The sequence below is a fragment of the Dickeya fangzhongdai genome (assembly GCF_002812485.1).
Classification (GTDB): domain Bacteria; phylum Pseudomonadota; class Gammaproteobacteria; order Enterobacterales; family Enterobacteriaceae; genus Dickeya; species Dickeya fangzhongdai.
Genome location: NZ_CP025003.1, coordinates 3,027,085 through 3,052,646 on the forward strand (window position 1 = coordinate 3,027,085; position 25,562 = coordinate 3,052,646).

The window sequence follows — 25,562 nt, forward strand, 5'->3', positions numbered from 1 at the left end:
TTCGGCGTCCTGGCCATACAATAATCTTATTTATACTAAAAATTACAAAAAACCGGATTGAGGACGAAATGATTTTATTTGTTCAACCAACGACGGTCAGCTAACATAAAAACGGCCTTTATCTATATTGATGGCGTTATTGATGACAAATTGTTATTACTGATGAATAGCATATTTTAAATGGAGTTATTATGTTAGAGATTGTAACAGGGATGCCTGCGTGGGTAATTGTGCTTTTGGTTTCAACTACATTTTATTGTATAAGTTTTTGTTTTAAAAAAGAGGTTAGCATTAAGCTGCTGTTACTTATCCCAGGCTGTTTTATGGTTTTTTCGATTATCTCTTTACTACGACAAGGCAACATCCTGACTTCAAGTCTGATATGGTTATTGGGCTGTATTGTCGGCGGGATTGCGGCAAAGCGAATTTTTTCATCTCAGATCTATAGCCCTGGCAGTAAGGAAGGCACAATAACTGTGCCGGGGACGTGTTCTATTATTACAATTTTTTTACTCTATTTCCCTCTTCGTTATTATATTGGCTATCGTCAGGAAATTGCGGTTGATCATGTTCTTAGCATTCCCATGATTCTGCTATTAGCCGTCTCTTCGGGAGCTGTTGTCGGGTTTTTCACCCTTCGGTCCTATATTATCTTTGGGCGCTATAAAGATTTGAATATTAAATAGAAAAACGGGCAGGATACCCTGCCCGTGGGTCCGTGACCGTGGGGCTGTTGACAAACAGCCATGTTGTCTTATGAATGTTGTTTGGTCAGTGAATTTTGTCAGTGAAAGTGAATTTTGTCAGTGAAAGTGAATAGGTTCGTGCGTGTATTGGCTCAAACTTGGTCTGCCAGTGTTCTGTGTTAGAACACGATTAAACCTGACAGTCGGCAACGAGCGGGGGAACGGACTACGACGAACAGTCTATTTCTGTTCCATATATGGGATATATTGTAAAATTATCTCTTTATAACAGGTGGCATCGGCAATGGCTTTGATCCCAAAAAACTACTCGCGGCTGGAAAGCGGTTACCGTGAGAAAGCACTAAAAATCTATCCATGGGTGTGTGGGCGCTGCTCACGGGAGTTTGTTTATTCAAACCTACGCGAATTAACGGTTCACCATATCGATCACGACCATACCAATAACCCGGAAGATGGCAGCAACTGGGAGTTGTTGTGTCTGTATTGCCATGACCACGAACACGCGAAGTACACTGAAGCCGAGCAGTACGGTACAACCGTTGTGGCGGGGGAAGACGCGCAAAAAGATGTTGGCGCAGCCACCTATAATCCCTTTGCCGATTTAAAGTCGATGCTTAATAAGAAGAAATAGTGCCAGCAACGGCCGTTTCTGGCACAAAGTTGTCCGTCAGATTAGGTATGGTCCTGAGCCACAAAAGTGTCGGTTCAAATCTGAGCTAATACAAATTATGGGTTGGTAGCCAGTTGAAACACTTGACTGGCAACACGGTTACTCAAACGCCACTCCTCCTTGACCACTAGCTGATGGCTAAACTGTGCCGCTGCGCGGTTCCTTCGGCGTTTGCCTTCGCTGTTCGGACCGCCCGTGACGCGGTTACTCGCCCCATCCCTGGGGCTCGCCCTTCGGGCCAGCGTAAACGCTGTTCAAAAACGTTCCCGACGTTTTTGTCCAACACGTCACGGGCTTGCGCGGCTTCCCTGCCGCGCATCCGGCGAAGTCACCCACCTCAGCACAGTTTTAACGCCTGAAAACCCGTCATTTTGCACTTATAGGGTTTGTCAGCAGTCTGACAACAGTGGTTATTTGAAGACTTTCTGCACAAATTCGATGTACGCCGGCCGCCAGACGTCCATTTCATGCCCTAAACCGGGATACTGCCGGTAATCGAATTTCACGCCTTTCTGTTCCAACTGCGCTTTCAACCCGGCGATATCCTTACCGGTCACCGTATCCTTCTCGCCCACCGCCACGGTGAAATTGCGCAGTTGCTGATTGATACCGGCGGCGTTACCCAACTGCGCCGTGACCTGAGCGTTCGGCACCGTTTCGGTGGTCACGCCGCTGAAGGTCGCCAGCCAGCCGAAGTGCTCCAGATGACTCATCCCGGACACCAGCGCCTGATAACCGCCTTGCGACAGCCCGGCCAGCGCCCGGCCGTCGGCATCGCGCCGCACATTAAACCGTTCGCTGACCAGCGGAATAATGTCGTGGATCAGCTCACGATCGGCTGCCGCCGCGTTACGCGGATAAAACGTCTTGCGCCGCTCTTTCGGTGGAAAATCCTCCGGAATGGCGTCGGAAACATCGGTTTCGGTATCCGGGATCACCACCAGCATCGGCGTAATCTTTTTTTCCGCCAGCAGGTTATCCATAATCTGCGGGATGCGGCCCTGTGTGACGGCGGAATCACCGGCATCGCCAAACCCGTGGTAGAAATACAGCACCGGCAGCGGCTTGCCGGTGCCGGTGTAACCCGGCGGCGTCCAGACATAGACCTGCCGTTCCGATTTCAGCGACGCCGAGTGATACGTCACGGTGCGCAGCTCGCCATGCGGCACCGCCCGGGTATCCAGCACGCTGCCCGGCACCAGAATCATGCTGGTGTTGACCTGACGCTGCGGTTTGGGCAACGCCGAACCGGTATCAATGCTGCGAAAGCCGTCCACATTAAAGAAGTATTCGTACAGGTTGGGCCGCTGCGGCTCGCTGCGCCACGACCAAACGCCCAGATCGTTTTTCGTCATCGGGTGCGCGACCCAGGTTTCCGGCGTCGCGCCGGTTACCACGCTTACCGATTTGGCGTCCGGCGCAAACAGCCGGAAAGTAATGCTGTTATCCGTGTTGACCTGCGACAGGTAGTGCCGGGTCGCCACGTCGGCGCGCGGCAGCGCCGGGATAGCGCCCGCGTCGGCCAGCGCCGCCAGCGGCGCGGATAAACTCAATGCGGAGAGCAACAGGCACAGACTGGTTTTCCTGGTTTTCATTCTCAACCTCTTTTTTATTGGTACAGGGTAAAAACGGGCGGGCTGTGTCTGGGGGCTTACCACCAGACCTCAGCCTGAACGCCGGCGGTAAATTGATTTTTCTTGCTATCGGCAAAGGTGAACTGATCCAGTTCGTTATCCAGCACCCGGATATAAGTGCCGTAGAAGCGGATTTCCGGACGGGAAGCCAGCATGCTGGTGTCGACCTTGATGGTGTGGAACAACGTGGTTTTATAGCCTGACTCGGTAAAATACTTCCCGGCCTGATTCTTGTTGGTCTGGCTGAAATAGCCGAGCTCGACGCCGCTCTGGTTGTAATTGCTCCAGATGTAGGCCGGTCTGACCACCGCGCGCACGCTGTCGAAATCGGTATGGGCGCCGGTGTCATAGCTGTAGACATCCTGCCCGCGGGTATACACCAGCGCGTTAGCCATGATCACATCCGGGCGTAGATACATCTCCCCCTGCGAAATCAGACGCAGCGCCGTGCCGCCGCTGTGGTCGCCGTAGTATTTACCGTTCACCGCCACAAACGGGCTGGATCCGGCATAGCGCGCCAGGCTGCTGGCAATCGAGTTATTGGCCATCTGGGCGGTAAACTCATTAAAGCCGTTGTTCGGCAATGCCTGACGCAGCACCACGCCGCCCAGCCAGGAATCCTTCATCGGAAAATAGTTGTTGTTGGCTTCATTACTTTTCTGGGTATCGTTTTTATTAGCCATCGCGTATTTCCCCAGTACCATCAGGCTGGCGCCGTTCCATAACGGAATGCCTTTATAGCGCGCCTCGACCGCGTTGGTATTCATCTGCTGATATTTGGTTAGGTCGCGGTTATAAACATCGATGTCTTCACGGGTCAGCGCCAAGTCAATAGAGCCGACGCCCGCTTTGATATTTTCCACCCCTACGCCGGCGGCGGAGTCGGTTTTATTACTCTTCCAATCCAGCATCTGAATTTCATACACCGGCAACGCATGCTTGCCGACCCAGAAATCCGCCTCCGGCGCAAACGGCAGGAACCCTGTGGTGGTGAGATAAATATCCGAGAACTGCAATTTGTTTTCATTGCTGCTGTCTTCGCCAAACCAGCCGCCGGAATAGGACTGACCGACGTTACCGTCCAGTTTTATCACCCCATAGGCGGATTTGCCGTCTTTGTTGAACACCCGTTGTTTCAGGATCAGGTCATACCAACTGGTGTGCTCATTGCCAAATCGCCCCAGCGAACCAATGGCCCAGGATTTGGGCGACCCCTGCGAACCGGTGGCCCAGCCGGAACGGAAATAACCGGAATAGGTAAAACCGATATCCTCTTTTACATACTGGCTGAGTTCATGCAATGTCATGGAAGCGCGACTGTCGGGTGATACTGCCACAGAAGACAAGGCGTTATCTGCGATCGGCGTAGCGGTTTTCGCTGCGCTGCCGGTATTATTTTTATTCCCCGTACTGGCGGCGGAATTATCCCTGACCAGGGTGATGGTTTTATTTTTCTTCTCCTGTTCTTTATAACGCTGCAACTCCTGTTTGGTTTCCTGTAAATCTTTTTCCAGCGCCGCCAGTCGTTGTTCAACTGTTAATGGCGCCGCCGTGGAAATAAACGATGCCGGATATAACAGACTGGCTATCACCAAATAGCTATTTTTTATTTTCATATTCACATTCCCGTCGGATAATCGGATAAAGAAAAACAACAACTCACGCCTGCCGATTAACGGCGAGCGTCAATAGCCTGCGGATATCACTACCCGCAGGTTGACTTCAGATATATTGATACGCGCTATAATTCACGTTGCAGATACATTGGCTTTCCTGCAATGCGAATGACTTGAGGTAGATTAGCGCGTCAGCGTTTTTCCGTGACTGGCAATAACCGACTGATACCAGTAAAAACTCTTTTTACGTCGACGTTCCAGCGACCCCTGGCCGGCATCATCGCGGTCAACATAAATAAAGCCATAACGTTTGGACATTTCCGCTTTCGAGGCGCTGACCAGATCGATCGGCCCCCAGCAGGTATACCCCAACACCTCAACGCCGTCGGCAATGGCTTCGCCGACCTGTACCAGATGATCATTCAGGTAGCGGATACGATAATCGTCGTGAATCTCGCCATTCTCTTCGAGCTTATCTTTCGCACCCAAACCGTTCTCGACAATAAACAGCGGTTTTTGATAACGGTCGTACAGGAAATTGAGCAAATAACGCAGCCCCAGCGGGTCAATTTGCCAGCCCCATTCAGAGCTTTCCAGATACGGGTTCGGCACCATATTCAAAATATTGCCGCGCGTTTTTTCGAGTTGCGCTTCATCGGTGCTGACGCAGCCGGTCATGTAATAGCTGAAGGAAATAAAATCGACGGTGGATTGCAGATCCTGCGTATCCTGCGCCGTGATATTCAGCGTAATGCCCTGTTCACGGAAATAACGATGCATATACCCCGGATACGCGCCGCGCACCTGCACATCGCCGAAGAACAGCCATTCCCGGTTCTGGTGCAGGCTTTCCATCACATCTTCCGGCTTGCTGGTCAGCGGATAGAGCATCGCCCCCAGCAGCATATTGCCGATCTGCGCGTCGGGAATGATGTCGTGGCAGGCCTTCACTGCTCTGGCGCTGGCCACCAGTTGGTGATGGATCGCCTGATAAATCGCCGCTTTGTCGCTGTCCGCCGGTAATCCCACGCCGGTAAAGGGCGCATGCAGCGACATATTGATCTCGTTGAACGTCAGCCAGCGTTTGACCTTGTGACGATAACGCGTAAACACCGTGCGGGCGTAGCGCTCAAAGCAATCGATGGTCAACCGGTTGCCCCAGCCGCCGTGTTTTGCCACCAGTCCGTACGGCATTTCGTAGTGTGACAACGTCACTAATGGCTGGATGCCGTACTTTGCCAGCTCGTCAAACAGCCGATCGTAAAACGCCAACCCCGCTTCGTTCGGTTCTGCCTCATCACCCTGCGGAAAAATACGCGTCCAGGCTATCGATATGCGCAGGCAGGTAAATCCCATTTCGGCAAACAGCGCGATGTCCTGCGGGTAACGGTGATAAAAATCAATCGCCACATCTTTGATACCACTGTCGCCCGGCTGGCGCGTCACAATCTCGCCGAAGATACCCTGAGGCTGTAAATCCGACGTGGAAAGTCCTTTACCATCCGTCAGATAGGCGCCTTCCACCTGATTGGCGGCAATCGCGCCGCCCCATAAAAAATGCTCCGGGAAAGGGTTGTTCATCACTCGTCTCCTTTTTTCTGTTCAATAATCATTCAGCACACCAGTTGCGTCAGCGGCGCATTGGCGTCCACCTTGCCGCTGGCGACGGGTTCGACCCCGCGATAGTCTTCGCTGTTGGTAATCACAATCGGGGTGGTGAGGTCATAGCCTGCCGCCTCAATGGCCGGGCCATCAAATTCCAGCAGCAGGTCGCCCTGGCGCACCACATCGCCGACACGCACATGCGGGGTAAAATAACGGCCATCCAGCCGGACGGTGTCGATGCCGACATGTATCAGCACCTCTGCGCCGCCTCGCGAGGCCAGGCCGATGGCATGGTGGGTTTTAAACAGCGACGCCACGGTGCCGTCTACCGGCGCGTACAGCCGTCCCTGCGTAGGCCGAATGGCGATCCCCTTGCCCATCACGCCGCTGGCGAAGGTCCGATCGGCCACCTGCTCCAGCGGCAGTACCTCACCGGCCAGCGGACTGAACAGCGTCTCGTCACGAACGGCGCCAGCGTTATCCTGCGTTTCCACTGGTACCGCCGGACTATCCGCTGCCGCCGGTTGCGTTTCATCTTTCGGCACGCCAAACGACCAACTGGTCAACGCGGCAAACGTAAAGGCCGCCAGCGTGCCGATCACCGCCGCCCACACGCTGCTGTCCACGCCGGTCGGCGGAATCACCTGGGTGAAGGAGAAAATGCTGGGAAAACCGAATGAATACATGGTGGTATGGGAATATCCCATCACCGCCGCGCCCAGCGCTCCGCCGATACAGCCAAAGATAAAGGGGCGACGCAGCGGCAGCGTCACACCGTACACCGCCGGTTCGGTAATCCCGAAAATCGCCGCGGAAAACGCCGACCCGGCGATCCCCTTGCGCTTCAGGTCGCGGGTTCGCAGCAGCACGCCCAGCGTAGCGCCGGCCTGCCCCAACACCGCCGGCACCAGCAGCGGCAGTAGAGTATCGTGTCCGATCACACTGAAATTGTTCAGCATCAGCGGCACAAAGCCCCAGTGCAGCCCGAAAATCACGCACACCTGCCACAACGCGCCCATCACGGCGCCGGCCAGCAATGAATTCAGCCCGTACAGCCACTGGTATCCGCCCGCCAGCATCTGGCTCAGCCAGGTGGCGCTCGGCCCAATCAGCAGAAAGGTCAGCGGAACGCTAATGACAATACACAGCAACGGGGTAAAGAAATTGCGGATATTGGCATGCAGCCAGCGGTTCAGCGGCTTTTCCAGTTTGCAGGATACCCAACTGGCGAACAGAATCGGAATGACCGAGGAGCTGTAATTGATAAAGGTAATCGGGATACCCAGAAAATGGAGCGTTGGGTGATCCGGCGTCTGCATGGCGTTGAAAGCGGCGATCATGCTCGGATGCACCAGCGTGGCGCCAATCACCAGCGTGGTAAACGGGTTGCCGCCAAACTTCTTGCCGGCCGTATAACCCAGCACAATGGGGAAGAAATAAAACAGCGCGTCGCTGGCGGCGAACAGCAATTTATAGGTGCCGCTGCTTTCCGACATAAAATGGGTGGCGACGCCTAGCGCCAGAAAGCCTTTCAGGATCCCCGTCGCCGCCATCACGCCGACAAATGGCGTAAATATGCTGGAAATGATGTCGATAAAACCGGCAAACAGGCTATTTTTCTTCTCCTCTTCCGGCGCGGCCGAGTCGCTAAAGCGGGCCATACCGTCAAGGGAAAGCAGCGCCTGATAAACATCAGCCACCTGATTGCCCACCACCACCTGAAACTGACCGCCGCTTTCCACCACCATGATAATGCCCGGATTATTTTTCAGCGCATCGGCATTGGCGTTGGCATTGTCCCTGAGTTTAAACCGCAGGCGCGTGGCGCAATGTATCACGCTAATGATATTGTCCTTACCGCCTACGCCATCTCTTATTTCACTGGCTAATGTTTCGTAATTCATTGCTACATCCTTAATGCTCGATCCATGCCCGGAGAAAACCGCTGAGTGACCGCTATATACGGTTTCAGGACACCCCATATTCAAGACAAAAAAAAACCTGAACCGTCTCATCGCGGCGCAAGGCTCGCAAAAACGGTTCAGGTTTTGCCTGTATTTTCCGCTGGGGTATACAGTCGCAATCCATATTTATTGCTTTACAGATTACCAGTGCGATTTATTCTGACAAGCGTTTCACCCGGACAATCTGTTATTTTGTGATATCACGCAAACTTCGGTTTTCCGTACCCGAAATTTACTCTGCCGCCTGCTCCTGTAATTCCGAACGCACCCGTTCGATATGAATGGCCAGAAACATCAACTCTTCCTTGGTCAGGCTATAGTCGTAATGCAGCATAATGTGATCCTGGATTTTCTCGGCGCAGTGATACGCCAGCGTATATTTTGCTTTCACCACATCGTGCAGCGATTCGTCTTCGCTAAATACCGGCGAGTGCCCCAATAATCGCTGAGCAAAGAACTTCAGGTGAGTCACAAACCGGTGATAACTGAATGCCTGCTCGTTATAGTCGAGATTCAGCTGGTATTTGACGATATTCAGGATTTCCTGCATCACGCGGGTAATACGCATCACTTCCGGCATATGGCTGTCCAACTGGGCGTTCACCAGATGCAACGCAATAAAGCCCGCTTCATCTTCCGGCAACCGAACTCCCAGCCGCCGGTGGATAATGTCCAGCGCATCCAGCCCGATGGCGAACTCTTTTTGATACAGCCGCTTGACCTCCCACAGCAGTCCATTGCGGATATCCACCCCTTGCCGGTGGCGTTCGATGGCAAAGTGGCAATGGTCGGTCAATGAAATGTAGAGGCTATTCTGCAGGTTGCCGCTCAGCTTCTCTTTCGCCAGCGCGATGATCCGATCGGCGGTGGTCACCACCTCCAGCGGGATGCGTTCCAGCACGTCGCTCAGCCGTGCGGTCAGCTCGCTGCTGCGCAGCGAGAAGATTTTTTCGATAAGCGCGGCGTCCACCGTATCCCCCGGCCGTTTTTTGAATCCCAGCCCCCGCCCCATCACGACCTGTTCGTTGTTCTGTTCATCCATGACCGTGACGACATTATTATTCAATATTTTGGCGATCTTCATTGTCCGACCCCTGAAAACAAAAAAACCAGACGCTCGCCGCAAACGCGAACATCTGGTTTTGCCTGCCAATGGCAGTAGCAACCCCGGATTGCGCGCCGCCGCAACACAACAATGTTACTGACCGGGCACAACCTGTAGACGCTAACTTACCACCGGCGCGCGCGGGCTCAACCTCCCGGTGACGGAAACGTGACCGGGATCGACACAAACCCAACGCGGCCTATTATTAACAGACGTCAACAACTCGATTGCCTTCTGACGGCAACATGGGCCGGGACTTCACTCTCGAACTGCAATCCACTGACGTACCGGGAGAATTTATCGCGGTGTACGATGAATTGTCACCGGCTGCAAATACCAATCTGCAATCAAAAAATACAGACAGAAACGCAATCGCATTGCCATAAAACACGCATTTACCTTTCCTGAATGCATGATTTTGAATTTTGTAGCATACTGAACCAAAGACTCACTTACCAATGGTATGCAATGCTAAAAATGGATGAAATTGATAGCCGCATTTTACGTGAATTGCAAAAAGACGGCCGAATCCCAAACAATATTTTGGCGGAAAAAGTCGGCTTATCACCCTCCCCTTGCCTTCGGCGTGTAAAAAACCTCGAAGACAGCGGCGCCATCGATCGCTATGTGGCTATCCTGAATCCTCAGGCCGTTGGGCTTAACCTGACCGTTTTTGTCCGTATCTGGCTGCAAAGTCAGGGGGAAGAAACGGTTGAGCACTTCTGCCGCGAGGTCGCGAGGCTGCCTGAAGTCGTTGAGTGTCATCTGATGGTCGGCGACTGCGATTTTATCTTGCGGGTCGTTGCAACTGATTTAAATGCCTATCGGCAATTTCAGATCAAACATCTGGCGCGGATTAAAGGGGTGCAGAGCATCAAAACCGAGCTCCCGATGCAGACGATTAAACAGACAACTGAACTCCCGGTCCGATAAGAAGAATCGCGGGCTCACACCCGCTATTCTTTCATCCACGCTTATCCACTCTTTCACTTGCCGTAGAGTTCTATCCTGTACATACCCTCAAACCCCGGCGTGCCGCAGTGCAAGCATAAGCCATTGGCTTTGCGTACCAGCTCCGGTGGCGTCAACGGGAGATTGCAGATGTGCCGCATCGCCTGCGGCGTCAGCAACTCCGCCTTCTCAACATAACGTATCTGTGACAGCGCGTGCGGATAACTGTCAGCCAGACGCCAGACCAGATTTTCCAGACATCCCGCTATCACCATCGCCATACTGACCACACAGGAATACAGAACGACTTTCTGGATCGACGTCATTATCGTGAGCTCGGTTGTAATGACGTCGATTGTAATGACGTCGGTTGCAAACGCCGTTGCCGGGTGCCTTCCGTCAAAGCAGATGGCGTAAAAATGCCGTTGTCAGCACGCTGATGATCACCACAGGGAGCAGTGAAAATCGCATGGCGGCCAGCAATGAAATAAGTAATGCCAGTTGGTCGGCCGGTTCGGTGGTGACGAAATGGGGTGCGATGACCGTGATCAGCACGCAGCCGGGAGCGGCCTCCACCACGGCTTTTACACGCGGCCCCAGTCGTCTTCCATGCAACAGCGCATAACCGGCTATGCGTGTCAGATACGTCGTGATCGCCATCAGCAGGATGGTCAGCAATGTGAGGCTCATGATGTTTTCCCGTTCAGCAGCAATATTGCGAGGATCCCCGTTGTCGCGCCGACAGGCACATAGGCCGCGCCGGGCCAAAAATGATAGGTCGCCGCCGCGCAAACAAGGCTGACCAGCCACGGCAGTGCGGGCGGCAACCCGCGCCACATCCCTTTTAAAATCACCAGAAAAACGGCGGGGAATGCCATGTCGAAGCCCCATGCAGTCACATCACCGAGAACCGGTCCAACAATGACGCCGACCCCCGTTGAAATAACCCAGGCGAGCCACAGCGCAGATGCCACCCCGGCATAAAACCCCATACTGAAGCCTGAAACACCCTGCCGGCGACGCTTCGCGGCGTCAGCGACACTCATTGCCCAGCTCTCATCACACATAAAAAACAGCGCCAGAAACGCGTGACGACGCGGAAGATAGGCCAGAAAAGGCGCGAGTGATGCCCCCATGAGAAGATGACGGCTGTTAACCAACATACTGACGAGCACGATGGTCAGAACATGGGGAGGTGACGTCCAGAGTGACAGCGCAGCGAATTCAGAACCGCCACCGAAATTCAGTCCGGTCATCAACATCAATTCTGGCGCCGAAAAGCCTTTCTGCACAGCCTGCGCGCCCAGCAATAAGCCGAACGGCACGAACCCAATCATCACCGGGATAGCGGCCAGCAGCCCCCTGCTGAATTCATGGGCAAAGGTTCCGGCATGGGAAAATGTAAAAAAGCGGGACATAAATACTCCTTTCAGGAAGGAATATTATAAATTTTCGCTGTTGAAATTGGCGGGCGTATTGGTTGTAAAAACCAACAATATTGGCATCAGATTTCACACTTTAATCATTTGGCGAAATCCTGAATCATCACTCTGCCAGATTGCCATACTCAGCCATAAGGCCAGCGCTACGTTTATGGCCGAGCCGAGCGATACCTGAAAATGGATCACTCGCCTTATCCGATTTACCGCAAGGACACGTTTGAATGCGGTATGTTGCTGGAGGTACGGAGGTAATATAAGTTGGGTCATGTAAATACCGGTTAAATAATTCGCTGAAGTGTATTGTAATTCAATAAAACAATAACTGGGGAATGTGCTTCTCAGGTGAAGGGACGTATTTATTCACTACATTTTTTATTGCCGTTCATAAATCAAAAAAAGCCCACTGCATGAGTGGGCTGCCGGGAATATCAATCAAAGATAAGTCACATTATCTATCTGTCGGGCAGAGTCATTTTTGAGGCCAAGTATATCGAAACCCGGCATATCCCGAATAAACTCCAGGAAGGGAGGCTTGATGCCTAAATCGTCCAAATCGGCGGCATGCAAGTGGTAACGAATCGTATCTTCATGCCCAGAAACCACCTTTTCAACCCAGTTAGGTTCAATAATAAGCTGATGACCCAGCGCAACAAAATCAATACCGCTCTGCATCACTTCTTCGGCCTGTTCAGGCGTTCTGACATTACCTACCGCAATAACCGGTTTTTTATGACTTTCTTGCTTAATCTGCGTAATAATCGGCGCCGTATTGTCTTTATCACGTATTGATGAACGCCATACCGACCCCATAGAAACATGGATATAATCAAGTTCGGTTTGCTGCAATTTCCCGACGAAATATTTGGTGTCATCCAGCGTGATGCCGGGTTCTTCAATTTCCTCCGGCGATAACCGATATCCCACAATAAATGAAGGCGATGCATATTTGTTTTTGATCTTCATCACTTCATCGATTACGGTCAGGGGCAGGTTTAATCTTTTATCAAGACTTCCGCCCCATTCATCGGTACGCCGGTTGGAGTGAGGCGAAACAAATTGCTGCAATAAATACGTATTGGCGCCATGCAGTTCGATCCCATCAAAGCCGGCCTGAATCGCTCTTCGCGTCGCCTGAGCAAAATCGCTGATTAGGCTGACGACCTCGGCGGAACTGAGTTCACGTGGCGTCTCAGCACCATTTCGCGGCGCGGCCACGGCGCTGGCGCTAACCGGCTGCAATCCGCGGGTTATCAATGAATTAGTCATTCGCCCTGCGCTGAAAATTTGCAGAATGGCTTTTGCCCCGCGTGATTTAATAGCATGAGCCAATTTTGCAAGCCCGGGGATTTTACTGTCGTCATCAGCGCCCAGTTGCCCTTCAAATCCTTTACCTTCCTTATTAATGTACGCTACCGGTGTAATAAACAAACCTACGCCGCCCGCACGCTGTTGCATATAATTTATTTCTTCCAGCGTTACGGTTCCGTCCTCGAAAGACATCTGTTCAGTCATGGGTGGAAGCACGACACGGTTTTTAATCACAACGCCATTGGGAAGTGTTATAGGTTTAAGAAAACGATAATCCTTCATTTTTGCTCCAGAATGATAATAACTACATCGGTAAGATTTATCTGTTATTCGCATACTAGAGGAAAGATTAGGGAATGTGCTTCCCATAACAGGGGAACGTGGAGAGCGGATGTGAAACGAAGGCATTAACGCCATACATCGCATTAATGCCATATCCCCGTCATACTTCAAGTCACAAGAGCGCTGGCGGCACTTGTGCCCCCAACTACTGACTTATTCAGACAACTGAAGATTCACTCGGTTACCGCCGTCATTCAACACGAATTATTTTGGCTATAACATAAAAAAAACAAAAATGAGAAGAATTTAACCTAGCTTATTGTTCGCCAGGGTACGTCTTTGTTTCGCCATTCATCGGCGATTAAATCAACAAAGCCTCGAACTCTGGGCGACAGATGTCTTTTACATGGATAGATTATCCGTACCGGCTCAGGTTCTATTTTAAATTCCGTTAAGATAGCAACCAACTCGCCATTCTCAAGCGCCTGAAAGGCCAGATAATCGGGTAATTGAATAATACCAAATCCAGCAATGGCCGAAGATAACATGGCTTCTGAACTATCAATATCCATGCGGCTTGGTCCGTCATAAATAAACTCCCCGGACGGAGTAATATAACGCCAGTTTCGGCGCTTCTCAGCGCTACGGAAAAAAACGGTGTCGTGTTTGCTTAATTCCTCCGGAGTCGCAGGAACGCCACGCCTTGCCAGGTATTCAGGCGAGGCGCAAGTCACCATATGCTGCGTCGCGATGGTGCGCGTGAGTATCCGCGAGTCGTCTTTGGGCTCGCCAATGCGGATAGCGATATCAAACCCTTCTTCGATAAGGTCGACGTAGCGATCGGTAAACACAATATCGGCTCTCAGCTCCGGCCATTTTTTCAAAAATCGATCGATAACGGGCAGTACGTGCCGTTGCCCTAACGAGAGCGGCGCGGTTAACCGCAGGGTTCCGGTAGGTTTTTCCCGCCGGCGCGCCATGGTTGCGTCGACCTCTTCCAGATCCTCAAGAATTTGTTTGCACCGCTCATACATGATGCGCCCCTCTTCCGTAAGGCTGAGCTGGCGCGTCGTCCGGTTGAGCAGCCTGACGCCCAACTGAGATTCCAGCCTTGTGATGCTTTTTCCAATGGCCGAACGGGACAAACCCACACTGCCGGAGGCGCGCGTGTAACTCCCGAAGTCAACAGCAGCCACAAAGGCCGCTATGTCACCTATACGATTCAGTTCCATAATCTCGCTCTTTGCAGGGAAGTGCCTTCCTTCCCATAATTAGGGAATCATATTCCCCAAATTATCGATTACTCATCGCATTAGCTTAACAACAAGCCGTTAGCAGGGAGGAACTATTTTTGTACATCAGCCAGGCAGCACCTTTTTACTCACATAGCTCATCGCTTTTTGGGTGCAGTGAGTGAGAATATTAGCGGTGTAGCCGGCTTTCGAGTCGGATACCGCGTTCAGTTAGTCGTGGGGGCGTTCAACGCCGAATGAGGTTAGCACTCGTTGTACGGGTTAACGCCAGCCGGTGGCGCAGACTGACGCAAGTCGCCGCAATCCATGTACTGAGGAATCAAATTATTACGGCGATTTTTTGATAGCAGGCGATAGTACCTGAATAACGCCGGATCACCCGCGTATACCATTGCCAGACCAGCCGGCAGCGCCCCAGGCACCTGGCTCATTTCGCACCGACAGGCAGATATTCTTCGTGCATTTGCGCAACAAGTTTGTGTAAAAACAATAAATCGCACATTTTTTTGCGCAAGAGCACGAAAATACGCGTTATCCTTCCGTTCAATGGCTTGTATCTCTTTGCCTGATAACTATAATACGGAACGTCGTTTCATTGAATGGTTTCAGCGAATCCACGTGCCACTGACAAAAACACAACTAACAACACAATCCTCAGGGATATTGCCGCCTCGCCCACTCTTGATTATGGGCAATATCCGGCCACGTGCAGCTTCCTCTCCCTCGCCTGTCACCATCTATACTTATCATTCTCTCGCAGTCGCAAACGTATTATCCCCGGAGGTTCAGCTTCGGTTAACCGCCGGTCACCCTGTTTTTTTATCCATCACAACTTGTAGAAACTACCGTTATGAAAAAGACTAAAATCGTTTGTACCATCGGCCCGAAAACCGAATCAGAGGAAGTACTGGGCAAACTGCTGAACGCAGGCATGAATGTAATGCGCCTGAATTTCTCCCACGGTGACTACGCCGAGCATGGTCAACGTATCAAGAACCTGCGCGCCATCACGGAAAAAACCGGCCAGAAAGCAGCGATCCTGCTGGATACCAAAGGCCCGGAAATCCGGACCATCAAGCTGGAAAACGGCGCGGACGCCTCCCTGACCGCCGGTCAGACTTTCACCTTCACGACCGACCAGAGCGTCATCGGCAATAAGGAACGCGTGGCGGTAACCTATGCCGGTTTTGCCAACGACCTGAGCGTCGGCAACACCGTACTGGTCGACGACGGCCTGATCGGTATGGAAGTCATCGAGATCAAGGGCGGCGAAGTTATCTGTAAAGTGCTGAACAACGGCGATCTGGGTGAAAACAAGGGCGTTAACCTGCCGGGCGTTTCCATCCAATTGCCTGCGCTGGCGGAAAAAGACAAACGCGACCTGATTTTCGGCTGCGAGCAAGGCGTCGATTTCGTAGCGGCGTCCTTTATCCGTAAACGTTCCGACGTGGAAGAGATCCGCGCCCACCTGAAACAGCATGGCGGCGAGCACATCCAGATCATCTCCAAGATTGAAAACCAGGAAGGTCTGAACAACTTCGACGACATTCTGGAAGCCTCTGACGGCATCATGGTAGCCCGCGGCGACCTGGGCGTTGAGATCCCGGTCGAAGAAGTGATCTTCGCTCAGAAGATGATGATCGAAAAATGCAACCAGGCTCGCAAAGTGGTGATCACCGCGACCCAGATGCTGGACTCGATGATCAAGAACCCGCGTCCGACCCGCGCTGAAGCCGGTGACGTCGCCAACGCCATCATCGACGGCACCGACGCAGTGATGCTGTCCGGCGAGAGCGCCAAAGGCAAATATCCGCTGGAAGCGGTCACCATCATGGCAACCATCTGCGAACGCACCGATAAAGTGATGAAATCGCGTCTGGATAAACTGCAAAACACCAGCAAACTGCGCATTACCGAAGCGGTATGCCGCGGTGCGGTGGAAACTGCAGAGAAACTGGAAGCGCCGCTGATCGTCGTCGCCACCCACGGCGGCAAATCCGCCAAATCCATTCGTAAGTACTTCCCGAATGCCCGCATTCTGGCGCTGACCACCAACGAAATCACCGCGCGTCAGCTGCTGCTGAGCAAAGGCGTGGAAACGCTGCTGGTGAAAGAGATCGCGTCTACCGATGATTTCTACCGCATCGGCAAGGAAGCGGCGCTGAAGAGCGGCTTCGCTCAGGAAGGCGACGTAGTGGTGATGGTTTCCGGCGCGCTGGTGTCGAGCGGCACCACCAATACCTCTTCGGTACACCGCCTGTAATTCGATAATGAGAATATTTCAAAGCGCCCTGCGGGGCGCTTTTTATTTTGTCGCCATGTTTATCGCTGATAAATAGCGCGATCGGTTATACAAAAAAGGTATATCCGCGGCCGTGAAGGTCGGAGTAATCTGATAAGATAGCGCTGTTTTCCTTACTTTTTTAACCTGTCTGTAAAACTCGATGATTCTTTGAGCGAACGATCAAAATTAAGCATGTTCCCATCAAAAATTTATTCTCATCAGAAAACGGTTTGTGTAATACTTGTAACGCTACATGGAGATTAACTCAATTTAGAGGGTATTAATAATGAATCGTACTAAACTGGTACTGGGCGCGGTAATCCTGGGTTCCACTCTGCTGGCTGGTTGCTCCAGCAATGCTAAACTGGATCAGCTGTCTTCTGACGTTTCTTCTCTGAACGAAAAAGTATCTGCTCTGACCAGCAAAGTTGACGCTCTGGCTACCGACGTGCAGGCTGCTAAAGACGACGCAGCTCGTGCTAACCAGCGCCTGGACAACCAGGTTCGTACTTACAAGAAGTAAGAACTGGTTGAATGAAAAATGGCGCACATTGTGCGCCATTTTTTTTGCCCTTCCCTTTGCTCTCACCACACCGTCTTCCTGAGCGTGCCGCTCGCCTTATTGCACATCGCGTTACCGGGCATCGCCTTACCAAACACAAGTCTGGCGTGTCAGAACGCCCGTTTATAACGTCCTGACACAGGTGGTGGGTAAGGTGGTAGTAGTTAAAGTGAGTAGTTAAGGCAATAATAGTCAGTGCGACGGGGATGTCACCACCGCCGATATCGGCGCCCCTTGCTGTTGCAGCAGCGGCTGATGAGGAACGCTCTGCCCGGCATTGACCAGCACCGGCATACCGGAACGGCGCACAATCGCGTCCTGAGCCGCTTCGGCATCGGTATCGTCATTGTGGATAAAGGCTTTTACCTTCTGGCTCAGCGCAATCGGCATGGTCTGCGGGTCATCCTTATCGGTGCGCGACAGCGGCTGATGCACTTCCACATAGCGTTTCCCGTCAGGTTCCACCGCAATCTTGATCGGTTCATTGATGATCTGTACCCGGGTGCCTACCGGCACGTCATTAAACAGCGCTTCAATATCTTCCGGACGCAGACGGATACAACCGGAACTCACCCGCATACCGATGCCGAAATCGGCATTCGTGCCATGAATCGAGTACACGCCGCCGCTTTTCTCCAGCCGTAACGCGAACAATCCCATCGGGTTGTCCGGCCCGCCGGGCACGACCGCCGGCAGCGTAATCCCCTGCTCTTTATAGTGACGACGAATGTTGGCGGTAGGGATCCAGGTCGGATTCGGACGCCGCTCGATAACGCGGGTCACCATCACCGGCGTATTGCGGCCAAGCTGACCGATGCCGATCGGATAGACGACCACCGTATTTTTCCCTTTCGGGAAATAGTACAGCCGCAGTTCCGCCAGATTGACCACCACCCCTTCCCGCGGCGTATCCGGCAGCAGCATCTGCAACGGAACCGTCAGGCTGGAGCCGGGCTTGGGCAGGTAGGGGTCGGTGCCGGGGTTGGCTTCCAGCATACCGAGCAGGCCGATTTTGAATTTGGAAGCGATGGTTTCCAGCGGATGCCCGTCATTGGGCACGGTATAGGTGATATTTTCCCCGATCAGACGACTATCAGGGGGTGGCAGAGGATATTCCGTCGCACTGGCAGGCTGCATGCCCGCCAGACAGGAGGTAAACAATAATCCCATCAGGGTAAGCGCACGTTTCATTATCGGTTTCCTGTTTTACTGCTGAAGATCGGGTGAGCGCCAGAGCGCGACACGAGGTCACGCCCTAAAAAGGCGCGGGTGAATTGCCGTTGGCAGACACCTTCTTTCTTATTGCTTATCAATAGGTTGAATCTCTTTTGATCATTGGAAGTTCCCAAGGATAAAAGCAGGTTAGCAGGAAATCCACCGGATGGATTCTGAAATGTGACGTATCAGGGCGCGGGAGCCGCGCCCTGCGGGCGTTATACCCGCGCAGCCGCCCGCGTCCGCACGGCGCGCAGCATGGCTTCCAGCCCTTGCGATCGTGATGGCGTCAGGTGCTGGGTCAGCGCCAGCGACGCGAAAAAGGGGCGCACATCCAGCTCGACAATCTCCCGGGCGGTCAGCCCCTGATACAGGCTGAACACGATGGCAATCAATCCCTTGACGATAGCGGCATCGCTGTCGCCGTGCAGCACCACGTTGCCTTGTGCGTCACAGGCCAGATCGATCCACACCTGGCTCTGGCAGCCGGACACCCGGTTGCCGTCCTGACGCTGTGCGTCGCTGAGCGGCGCCAGACCGGCGCCCAGTTCAATGATATACAGGTACTTCTCTTCCCAGTTGCTGCAACGGGAAAAATTCCGCAGCAGTTTCTGCGGTTCCGGCAGTTGCGCCCTAGCAATTTGCGCCATAACAATACTCCAGAAGCAATGCTCCAGAAACAATGCTCCAGAAACAATGACTTTCTGCCGTCAGCTCACTCGCCCAACAGACGATGTATACGATGCAGACCCGCCACTAATCGGTCAATCTCATCCTGACAGGAATAGAGCGCCAGCGAGGCGCGGCACATACTGGGTACGCCATAACGGCTCATCAGCGGCATGGCGCAATGGTGGCCGGTACGAATAGCGATGCCGTACTGGTCGAGAAAGCTGCCGACGTCAAACGCATGGTGACGCCCCAGATTGAAGGCGATCACACCCTGCCGATGCGCCGGACCGTACAGATGAAGCGTCGGCACCTCGACCAACGACGCCAGCGCATAGCGCATCAGTTGGTCCTCATGCGCCTGAATCGCCTCAACCCCCAGCGCGGAGACATAATCCAGCGCCGCTCCCAGACCGATAATCCCGGCGACATGCGGCGAGCCCGCCTCAAAGCGCCACGGCGGATCGGCATAGGTGGTGCCCTGCGTCAGGCTGACCTCGCGGATCATGGCGCCGCCGCCTTCCCACGGCGGCATCGCCTGCAACAGCTCGCTTTTGCCGTACAGCACGCCAATGCCTGACGGCGCGTACAGTTTATGGCCGGAAAACGCGTAGAAATCGCAATCCAGCGCCTGTACGTCGATTGACTGGTGCATCACCGCCTGCGCGCCATCCACCAGTACTTTCGCCCCACAGGCATGCGCCTGACGGATAATCTCCGCCAGCGGGTTAACCGTGCCCAGCACGTTGGAAACCTGCGTCACCGCCACCAGCCGGGTGCGTTCATCCAGCAATGCCGGCAGTTGCGCCATGTCCAGTTGGCCGTCATCGGTGATCGGCAAAATACGCAGCGTCAGCCCGCGCGCCTGCGCCAGCATCTGCCAGGGCACGATGTTGGCGTGGTGCTCCATTTCGCTGATCACCACGTTGTCGCCGGGCTGAAACACGACGCGACCATAACTATTGGCCACCAGATTGATCGCTTCGGTGGTGCCGCGCACAAACACGATGTTTTCCGCCGAAGCGGCATGAATAAAGGTGGCGATCTTCGCCCTCACCTCCTCCATCGCGCTGGTGGCGTGGGCGCTCAGGGTATGAATGCCGCGGTGCACCGCCGCGTACTCGTGCAGGTAGAAATCCCGCTCACGGTCGATAACCGCCAGCGGTTTCTGCGCGCTGGCGGCGCTGTCCAGATAGGCCAGCGGCTGTCCGTTGACCGATTGCTGCAAAATCGGGAAATCCGCCCGCACCCGATCGATAGGGTAATGATCGACCGGATGATGCTCGATGGGATAATTCACGCTGTTTCTCCTCCCAGTGCCTGCAGGCGCTGGGCCACTCGCTCCAGCACCGCGTCACGCAGCGCGTCATGGCGGATCGCCTCCGTCAGTTCGGCGGCAAACGCGAAGATAATCATCTGCTGCGCCGCCTGTTCGCCGATACCGCGTGAACGCAGATAAAACAGCTGTTCTTCGTCGATGCGCCCGACCGTCGCGCCGTGGCTGCATTTCACGTCATCGGCATAGATTTCCAACTGAGGTTTGGTGTCCACCTCCGCCAGTCGCCCCAGCAACAGGTTGTTGTTGGTCATCTTGCCGTCGGTCTTCAGGGCGCCGGGCGCCACCTTGATCAAGCCGTTGAACACGCCGCGCGCCCGATCGCGCACAATCGCCTTGTGCAACTGGCGGCTTTCGCCAAACCCCTGATTGTGTTCCAGCCAGGTACGGGTATCGCACACCTCGTTGCCGGTCGGCACCATCAGGCTGTTCATCGACAACGTCACGCCTTCGCCGTTTATCTGCGCGCTGGTGTGATGACGGGTCAGCCCGGCCCCCAGCAGAAAACTATGGCTATGAAGCTGAGCGTCTCGTGCCAGACGTAAGTCATTGTGAGCGAAGTGATAGCTGTCGGCGGCTTCGAACCCCAGCTTGTAGTGCTCGGTACGGCTGTTTTCACCCGCATCGATGGTCAGGCGCGCGCCGCTAAAGTGAGATGCCCCTTCCAGACTGGCGTAATGCTCGATCAGCGTGGCGCTGGCCCCTGCGCCGATACGCGCATGATGGCGATAATGCAGCGTATTGAGCGACGCCGGCCGCCCACTGCTGATATGCAGCAGATAGAGCGGCTTCTCCGCCGTCACGCCGTTGTCGACCTGAATCAGCGTCTGTTCCGCCGCCAGGCTCTCCGTCAGGTGCAAAAACACCTCCGGCTGAATTGGCGGCAAACCAGGCTGTCGCCGGGCTGACGGAATCACCTCCACCTGATATGGCCCGATATCGGCGTCGCTCAGCGCACGGCTGAAGCAACCGTCGACAAACACCAATCGCCAGCCGTCGACCGGCAGCGCCAGCGCGTCGCGCTGCGCCGGCGTGACCTCGCTTTCGGTCGCTACCGTGGTGAATTCATGCTCAAGCAGCCGCTCCAGCGGGGTGTACTTCCAGTGCTCCAGCTTGCGGTGGGGAATCCCCAGTTGCATCACCTGTTGCCAGTGCTGCTGCGCCTCATCGGCGCGCGGCGCCGCGGCGTCAAACAGGCGCTGCCACTGCTGCAGCGCCTGTTGCGCTTTACTGTTGGTCGGTAAGCCAGCCATAGCCCTGCTCCTCCAACTGTTTCACCAGCGAGAAATCCCCGGATTTCACAATTCGCCCCTGATAGAGCACATGTACGTAATCCGGCCGGATATAGTCCAGAATGCGCTGGTAATGGGTGACGATGATAAAGGCGCGCTTACCGTCGCGCAGCGCGTTGACGCCGCCGGAGACGATTTTCAGCGCATCAATGTCCAGCCCGGAGTCGGTTTCATCCAGGATGCACAGCTCGGGTTCCAGCACCGCCATTTGCAGAATGTCGTTGCGCTTTTTCTCGCCGCCGGAAAAACCGACGTTGACCGAACGCGTCAGCAGGTCGTCCGGCATGTTCAGCAGCCGGATTTTATCGTCGATGAAATCCTCGAAATCGAACCGATCCAGCGTCGGTTGCTGGCGATAGGCGCGCACGGCGTTCAGCGCGGTTTGCAGGAAAAAGCGATTGCTGACGCCGGGGATTTCCACCGGGTACTGAAACGCCATGAAGATCCCTTCGCCGGCCCGTTCCTCCGGCGACAGTTCCAGCAGATCTTTGCCCTTGAAACGCAGCGACCCGCCGGTTACCTCATAGTCCTCGCGCCCGGCCAGCGTGGCGGACAGAGTACTTTTGCCCGAACCGTTCGGCCCCATGATGGCGTGGACCTCGCCCGGGTTAACCTGCAGGTTCAACCCGTTGATGATCGGTTTGTCTTCGACGCTGACGTTCAAGTTTTCAATCGTTAACATACTCTTACCCTTCCGGCGTCTTACCCGACGCTCATGATTATCGACACCGCTGCGCGGTGCATGGCGTGCCGTGGTGTTGGCGCATCATCAACCCACACTGTGTTCGAGGCTGATGGACAACAATTTCTGGGCTTCCACCGCGAACTCCAGCGGCAGCTCCGAGAACACGTCTTTGCAGAAACCGTTGACTATCATTGAGATAGCGTCATCTTCGCTGATACCGCGTTGCAGGCAATAGAACAGTTGATCCTCGCCGATGCGCGAAGTGGTGGCTTCGTGTTCCAGCTGTGCGCTGTTGTTCCTCACCTCCACGTAGGGAAAGGTGTGCGCGCCGCAGTCGCTGCCGATCAGCATCGAATCGCACTGGGTGAAATTGCGTGCATTGGTGGCGCTGGGCATGATCTTCACCAGCCCGCGATAGGTGTTCTCGCTGCGTCCGGCGGAAATCCCCTTGGCGATGATGGTCGAGCGGGTGTTCTTGCCGATATGGATCATCTTGGTGCCGGTATCCGCCTGCTGGTGACCGCTGGTCAGCGCCACCGAGAAGAATTCGCCCACCGAGTAGTCGCCGCGCAGGATCACGCTCGGGTATTTCCAGGTGATCGCCGACCCGGTTTCCGATTGCGTCCACGACATACGCGAATGGTCGCCGGCGCACAGCGCGCGTTTGGTCACGAAGTTGAGAATGCCGCCTTCGCTGCCCTGGCCGGAGAACCAGTTCTGCACCGTGGAATATTTCACTTCGGCATTCTTGTTGACGATCACTTCCACCACCGCCGCATGCAGTTGGTAACTGTCGCGCACCGGCGCTGAACAGCCCTCGATATAGCTGACATAACTGTCGTCGTCGGCAATCAGAATGGTGCGCTCGAACTGACCGGTCTTGGCGGCGTTGATACGGAAATAGGTCGACAGCTCCATCGGGCAGCGCACCCCTTTCGGGATGTAGACAAAGGTGCCGTCCGACGCCACCGCGGCATTCAGCGCGGCGAAGAAATTGTCGTTGGCGGGCACCACTGTGCCCAGATACTGGCGCACCAGTTGCGGATGTTCCTGAATCGCTTCGCTGAACGAACAGAAAATGATGCCCTGCTTCGCCAGTTCATCCCGATAGGTGGTGGCGACGGATACCGAATCGAAAATGGCGTCGACCGCCACGTCTTTGCCTTCCCGTACCGGTACGCCCAATTTGTCGAAAGCGTCCTCCACTTCGCGGGTCAGGTAATTGCTGTGGGCGACATCGCCGGCCGGCTGTTGCTGTGCGCCCGGCTGGGAACCGCAGCTGTCGTCGCACTGCCCGCAGGAGGGCGCGGAGTAATAGCTGTAGTCCTGATAGTTCAACCGCTCGTAATGCGCTTTCAGCCAGTGCGGTTCCTCCATCTGCAACCAGGCCCGGTAAGCGCTGAGCCGGAACTCCAGCATCCACTCCGGTTCATTACGTCTGGCGGAAATCGCCCGCACCACGTCTTCATTGATGCCGTGGGCCAGTTGGTCCATCGCCAGCTCGGTGAAAAAGCCCTCTTTATAACGGCCGTCATCGAGCCAGGTCTGGACATCGTCGGATACGTCTACATTACTACGCGCCATAATCGTGTCGCCGCTTAAAGCCCAAAACTTTCGCCACACCCACAGGCATGTCGGGCTTTGGGATTGTTGAATTTGAATACCTGATTGATGCCTTCCTGAACAAAATCCACTTCCGTACCGTCGAGAAACGGCATCGCCTTGAGCGGAATGAACAATCGCGCGCTTTCGCGCTGATAGAGCAGATCGGTGGGATCAGGCTGATGCACCAGTTCCAGTACATAACCGAAACCCGCACAACCCGACTGCTTAACCGTCAGCCGGATACCCTGCACCGACTCATCCCGCCGCATCAGGTTACTGATATGGGCCACGGCGCTATCGGTCAGCGTCAATCCCTGCCATGCCTGTTCGTCCAGTGAAAAAGTTTCTACATCGTGCGTTTGCATCGGAATCACCTCGTTTACTGTTATTGCCCCCCGCACGGCGGGCTGTGATACCGACCGCATGACATCCGTTTCCTTCGGCTTGATCGATTCGGATATCGATACTGTCAGAACTCACACAATGTTAATGATAATTATTACTACATCAACCGGGTGATTGTGGGGGCTTTTCCGGATGATAGCGGGGCTTTTCCCGGTTACAGGGTTCAGTACGCGCCATCCGCAAGCGATGTTTCGGCGCTCACCGCCCCGAAAACCAATAACTGACTATTGATATAGCAAAAATTGATAATTTATACCTATGGTTTTACCTGTTAGTGCTATCAACATTCTCTTATCATCAGTATAACACCTCTGAATCAGTCTATTTTTTGAACGCTTCTGCCATGCCAAAAATTCTCCGCCGCAAGCACATGATGATAAATTCAGCACGTTTCATGCAGAAAATGCGATCGCGATCGCCTCTTGCCGGTGAATGCACACCGGAGCGTTGCATGATGAGGCGCTTAAAAATATGATAATGATTCTTATTTGAGATATGAGGTGCCGGACATGTTCCCGTTCAGAGCCTGGTTGCAGACGCAGATTGATGACTACCGGCGGCAATTGCGGAATGCCACGATGGAATTTTATCTGGCGGAGTTATCGCTGGAGCGGGATGACGGCGAGATTGGCGAATTGCGGCACTACTACCTGACCGGCGTTCAAATGGCGGAGCTGAGCCAGCAGCAGGGCGACGAAAACAGTTACCTGTTCAGCCTGATCAAGATCCACCAGCGCCTGATTCATGAAATCAACAATGCCGAGCGCGACCACCTGTTCCGGGTACAGAGTTACTACTTTGCGCGCCAGACGTTGCAGCGCATCTGCACGCAATTCAGCCTAATGGGCAACTGGGACAAAGCCACCGCGTTCCAAACCGATTTTATGCAGCGGGTGGCGTTTATCCCCTGAAGTTTTATACCCTGAAGAGAGAGAGGCTGCCGGGCTGGGTACCCGACAGCAGCGTAACGAT

At 54.0% G+C, this 25,562-nt stretch carries 23 protein-coding genes; 6 read left to right on the forward strand and 17 right to left on the reverse strand.

Annotated features, from left to right (window positions below; all coding sequences use genetic code 11):
* Window positions 1-191: 191 nt before the first annotated feature.
* Both CVE23_RS13405 and yajD read left to right on the forward strand, forming a co-directional pair.
* Window positions 192-686, forward strand: coding sequence for a hypothetical protein (locus CVE23_RS13405; RefSeq protein ID WP_038919435.1), 495 nt, complete (start codon window positions 192-194; stop codon window positions 684-686).
* Between the two features lie 304 nt (window positions 687-990).
* On the forward strand, window positions 991-1,338 hold the full coding sequence (gene yajD, locus CVE23_RS13410) for an HNH nuclease YajD (protein WP_100849728.1): 348 nt from the start codon (window positions 991-993) through the stop codon (window positions 1,336-1,338).
* A gap of 449 nt (window positions 1,339-1,787) precedes the next feature.
* Here the strand turns inward: yajD and CVE23_RS13420 are convergent, their stop codons facing one another.
* From CVE23_RS13420 to licT, 5 genes are all read right to left on the reverse strand, one after another.
* Window positions 1,788-2,930 carry an alpha/beta hydrolase gene (locus CVE23_RS13420; RefSeq protein ID WP_371206766.1) on the reverse strand — a complete coding sequence of 381 codons (1,143 nt, stop codon included), beginning with the start codon at window positions 2,928-2,930 and terminating at the stop codon, window positions 1,788-1,790.
* Window positions 2,931-3,028: 98 nt separating this feature from the next.
* Window positions 3,029-4,627 carry a carbohydrate porin gene (locus CVE23_RS13425; RefSeq protein ID WP_100849729.1) on the reverse strand — a complete coding sequence of 533 codons (1,599 nt, stop codon included), beginning with the start codon at window positions 4,625-4,627 and terminating at the stop codon, window positions 3,029-3,031.
* Window positions 4,628-4,810: 183 nt separating this feature from the next.
* The gene (locus tag CVE23_RS13430) at window positions 4,811-6,208 is read right to left on the reverse strand and encodes a glycoside hydrolase family 1 protein (RefSeq protein WP_100849730.1); all 1,398 of its coding nucleotides are present in this window, start codon (window positions 6,206-6,208) and stop codon (window positions 4,811-4,813) included.
* Window positions 6,209-6,240: 32 nt separating this feature from the next.
* Window positions 6,241-8,136, reverse strand: a complete 1,896-nt coding sequence (gene bglF, locus CVE23_RS13435; RefSeq protein WP_100849731.1) for a PTS beta-glucoside transporter subunit IIABC — start codon at window positions 8,134-8,136, stop codon at window positions 6,241-6,243.
* Between the two features lie 292 nt (window positions 8,137-8,428).
* Complete coding sequence (gene licT, locus CVE23_RS13440; protein WP_100849732.1) at window positions 8,429-9,280, reverse strand: BglG family transcription antiterminator LicT; 852 nt, start codon at window positions 9,278-9,280, stop codon at window positions 8,429-8,431.
* Window positions 9,281-9,769: 489 nt separating this feature from the next.
* Between licT and CVE23_RS13445 the strand changes: the two genes are divergently transcribed.
* A complete protein-coding gene (locus CVE23_RS13445) occupies window positions 9,770-10,234 on the forward strand; it encodes an Lrp/AsnC family transcriptional regulator (RefSeq protein WP_049855109.1) in 465 nt (154 codons plus the stop codon).
* 53 nt (window positions 10,235-10,287) lie between these two features.
* On the opposite strand, the gene CVE23_RS13450 is transcribed toward CVE23_RS13445, so the two are convergent.
* From CVE23_RS13450 to CVE23_RS13470, 5 genes are all read right to left on the reverse strand, one after another.
* On the reverse strand, window positions 10,288-10,578 hold the full coding sequence (locus tag CVE23_RS13450) for a hypothetical protein (protein WP_038919444.1): 291 nt from the start codon (window positions 10,576-10,578) through the stop codon (window positions 10,288-10,290).
* Window positions 10,579-10,651: 73 nt separating this feature from the next.
* On the reverse strand, window positions 10,652-10,942 hold the full coding sequence (locus tag CVE23_RS13455; RefSeq protein WP_038668178.1) for an AzlD family protein: 291 nt from the start codon (window positions 10,940-10,942) through the stop codon (window positions 10,652-10,654).
* Window positions 10,939-11,670: an AzlC family ABC transporter permease gene (locus CVE23_RS13460; RefSeq protein ID WP_038919446.1), complete on the reverse strand. Its 732-nt coding sequence runs from the start codon at window positions 11,668-11,670 to the stop codon at window positions 10,939-10,941. The genes CVE23_RS13455 and CVE23_RS13460 overlap by 4 nt, the downstream gene beginning before the upstream one ends.
* Window positions 11,671-12,126: 456 nt before the next feature.
* Entirely contained in the window at window positions 12,127-13,284 is a 1,158-nt protein-coding gene (locus CVE23_RS13465) for an NADH-dependent flavin oxidoreductase (RefSeq protein ID WP_100849733.1), read from the reverse strand.
* Window positions 13,285-13,595: 311 nt separating this feature from the next.
* The gene (locus CVE23_RS13470) at window positions 13,596-14,516 is read right to left on the reverse strand and encodes a LysR family transcriptional regulator (RefSeq protein WP_100849734.1); all 921 of its coding nucleotides are present in this window, start codon (window positions 14,514-14,516) and stop codon (window positions 13,596-13,598) included.
* 871 nt (window positions 14,517-15,387) lie between these two features.
* Between CVE23_RS13470 and pykF the strand changes: the two genes are divergently transcribed.
* A complete protein-coding gene (gene pykF / locus CVE23_RS13475; RefSeq protein ID WP_038668161.1) occupies window positions 15,388-16,800 on the forward strand; it encodes a pyruvate kinase PykF in 1,413 nt (470 codons plus the stop codon).
* Window positions 16,801-17,107: 307 nt separating this feature from the next.
* Window positions 17,108-17,344, forward strand: a complete 237-nt coding sequence (locus CVE23_RS13480) for a major outer membrane lipoprotein (protein ID WP_012769424.1) — start codon at window positions 17,108-17,110, stop codon at window positions 17,342-17,344.
* Between the two features lie 231 nt (window positions 17,345-17,575).
* Here the strand turns inward: CVE23_RS13480 and CVE23_RS13485 are convergent, their stop codons facing one another.
* The 7 genes from CVE23_RS13485 to sufA form a co-directional block, all read right to left on the reverse strand.
* Window positions 17,576-18,574, reverse strand: a complete 999-nt coding sequence (locus CVE23_RS13485) for a L,D-transpeptidase family protein (protein ID WP_038919450.1) — start codon at window positions 18,572-18,574, stop codon at window positions 17,576-17,578.
* A gap of 242 nt (window positions 18,575-18,816) precedes the next feature.
* Complete coding sequence (sufE, locus tag CVE23_RS13490; protein ID WP_049855106.1) at window positions 18,817-19,248, reverse strand: cysteine desulfuration protein SufE; 432 nt, start codon at window positions 19,246-19,248, stop codon at window positions 18,817-18,819.
* Window positions 19,249-19,313: 65 nt separating this feature from the next.
* Window positions 19,314-20,567 (reverse strand): cysteine desulfurase SufS, encoded by a 1,254-nt coding sequence (gene sufS / locus CVE23_RS13495; RefSeq protein WP_100849735.1) that lies wholly within the window; start codon window positions 20,565-20,567, stop codon window positions 19,314-19,316.
* Window positions 20,564-21,856, reverse strand: a complete 1,293-nt coding sequence (gene sufD, locus CVE23_RS13500; protein ID WP_100849736.1) for a Fe-S cluster assembly protein SufD — start codon at window positions 21,854-21,856, stop codon at window positions 20,564-20,566. The genes sufS and sufD overlap by 4 nt, the downstream gene beginning before the upstream one ends.
* Window positions 21,831-22,577: a Fe-S cluster assembly ATPase SufC gene (sufC, locus tag CVE23_RS13505; RefSeq protein WP_022633952.1), complete on the reverse strand. Its 747-nt coding sequence runs from the start codon at window positions 22,575-22,577 to the stop codon at window positions 21,831-21,833. Before sufC ends, sufD begins: the two co-directional genes overlap by 26 nt.
* Window positions 22,578-22,664: 87 nt before the next feature.
* Window positions 22,665-24,164 carry a Fe-S cluster assembly protein SufB gene (gene sufB / locus CVE23_RS13510; RefSeq protein ID WP_038919453.1) on the reverse strand — a complete coding sequence of 500 codons (1,500 nt, stop codon included), beginning with the start codon at window positions 24,162-24,164 and terminating at the stop codon, window positions 22,665-22,667.
* A gap of 14 nt (window positions 24,165-24,178) precedes the next feature.
* Window positions 24,179-24,550, reverse strand: a complete 372-nt coding sequence (sufA, locus tag CVE23_RS13515; protein WP_038919454.1) for a Fe-S cluster assembly scaffold SufA — start codon at window positions 24,548-24,550, stop codon at window positions 24,179-24,181.
* Between the two features lie 549 nt (window positions 24,551-25,099).
* On the opposite strand from sufA, the gene CVE23_RS13520 reads away from it, so the two are divergent.
* Window positions 25,100-25,501: a hypothetical protein gene (locus CVE23_RS13520; RefSeq protein WP_038919455.1), complete on the forward strand. Its 402-nt coding sequence runs from the start codon at window positions 25,100-25,102 to the stop codon at window positions 25,499-25,501.
* Window positions 25,502-25,562 lie beyond the last annotated feature (61 nt).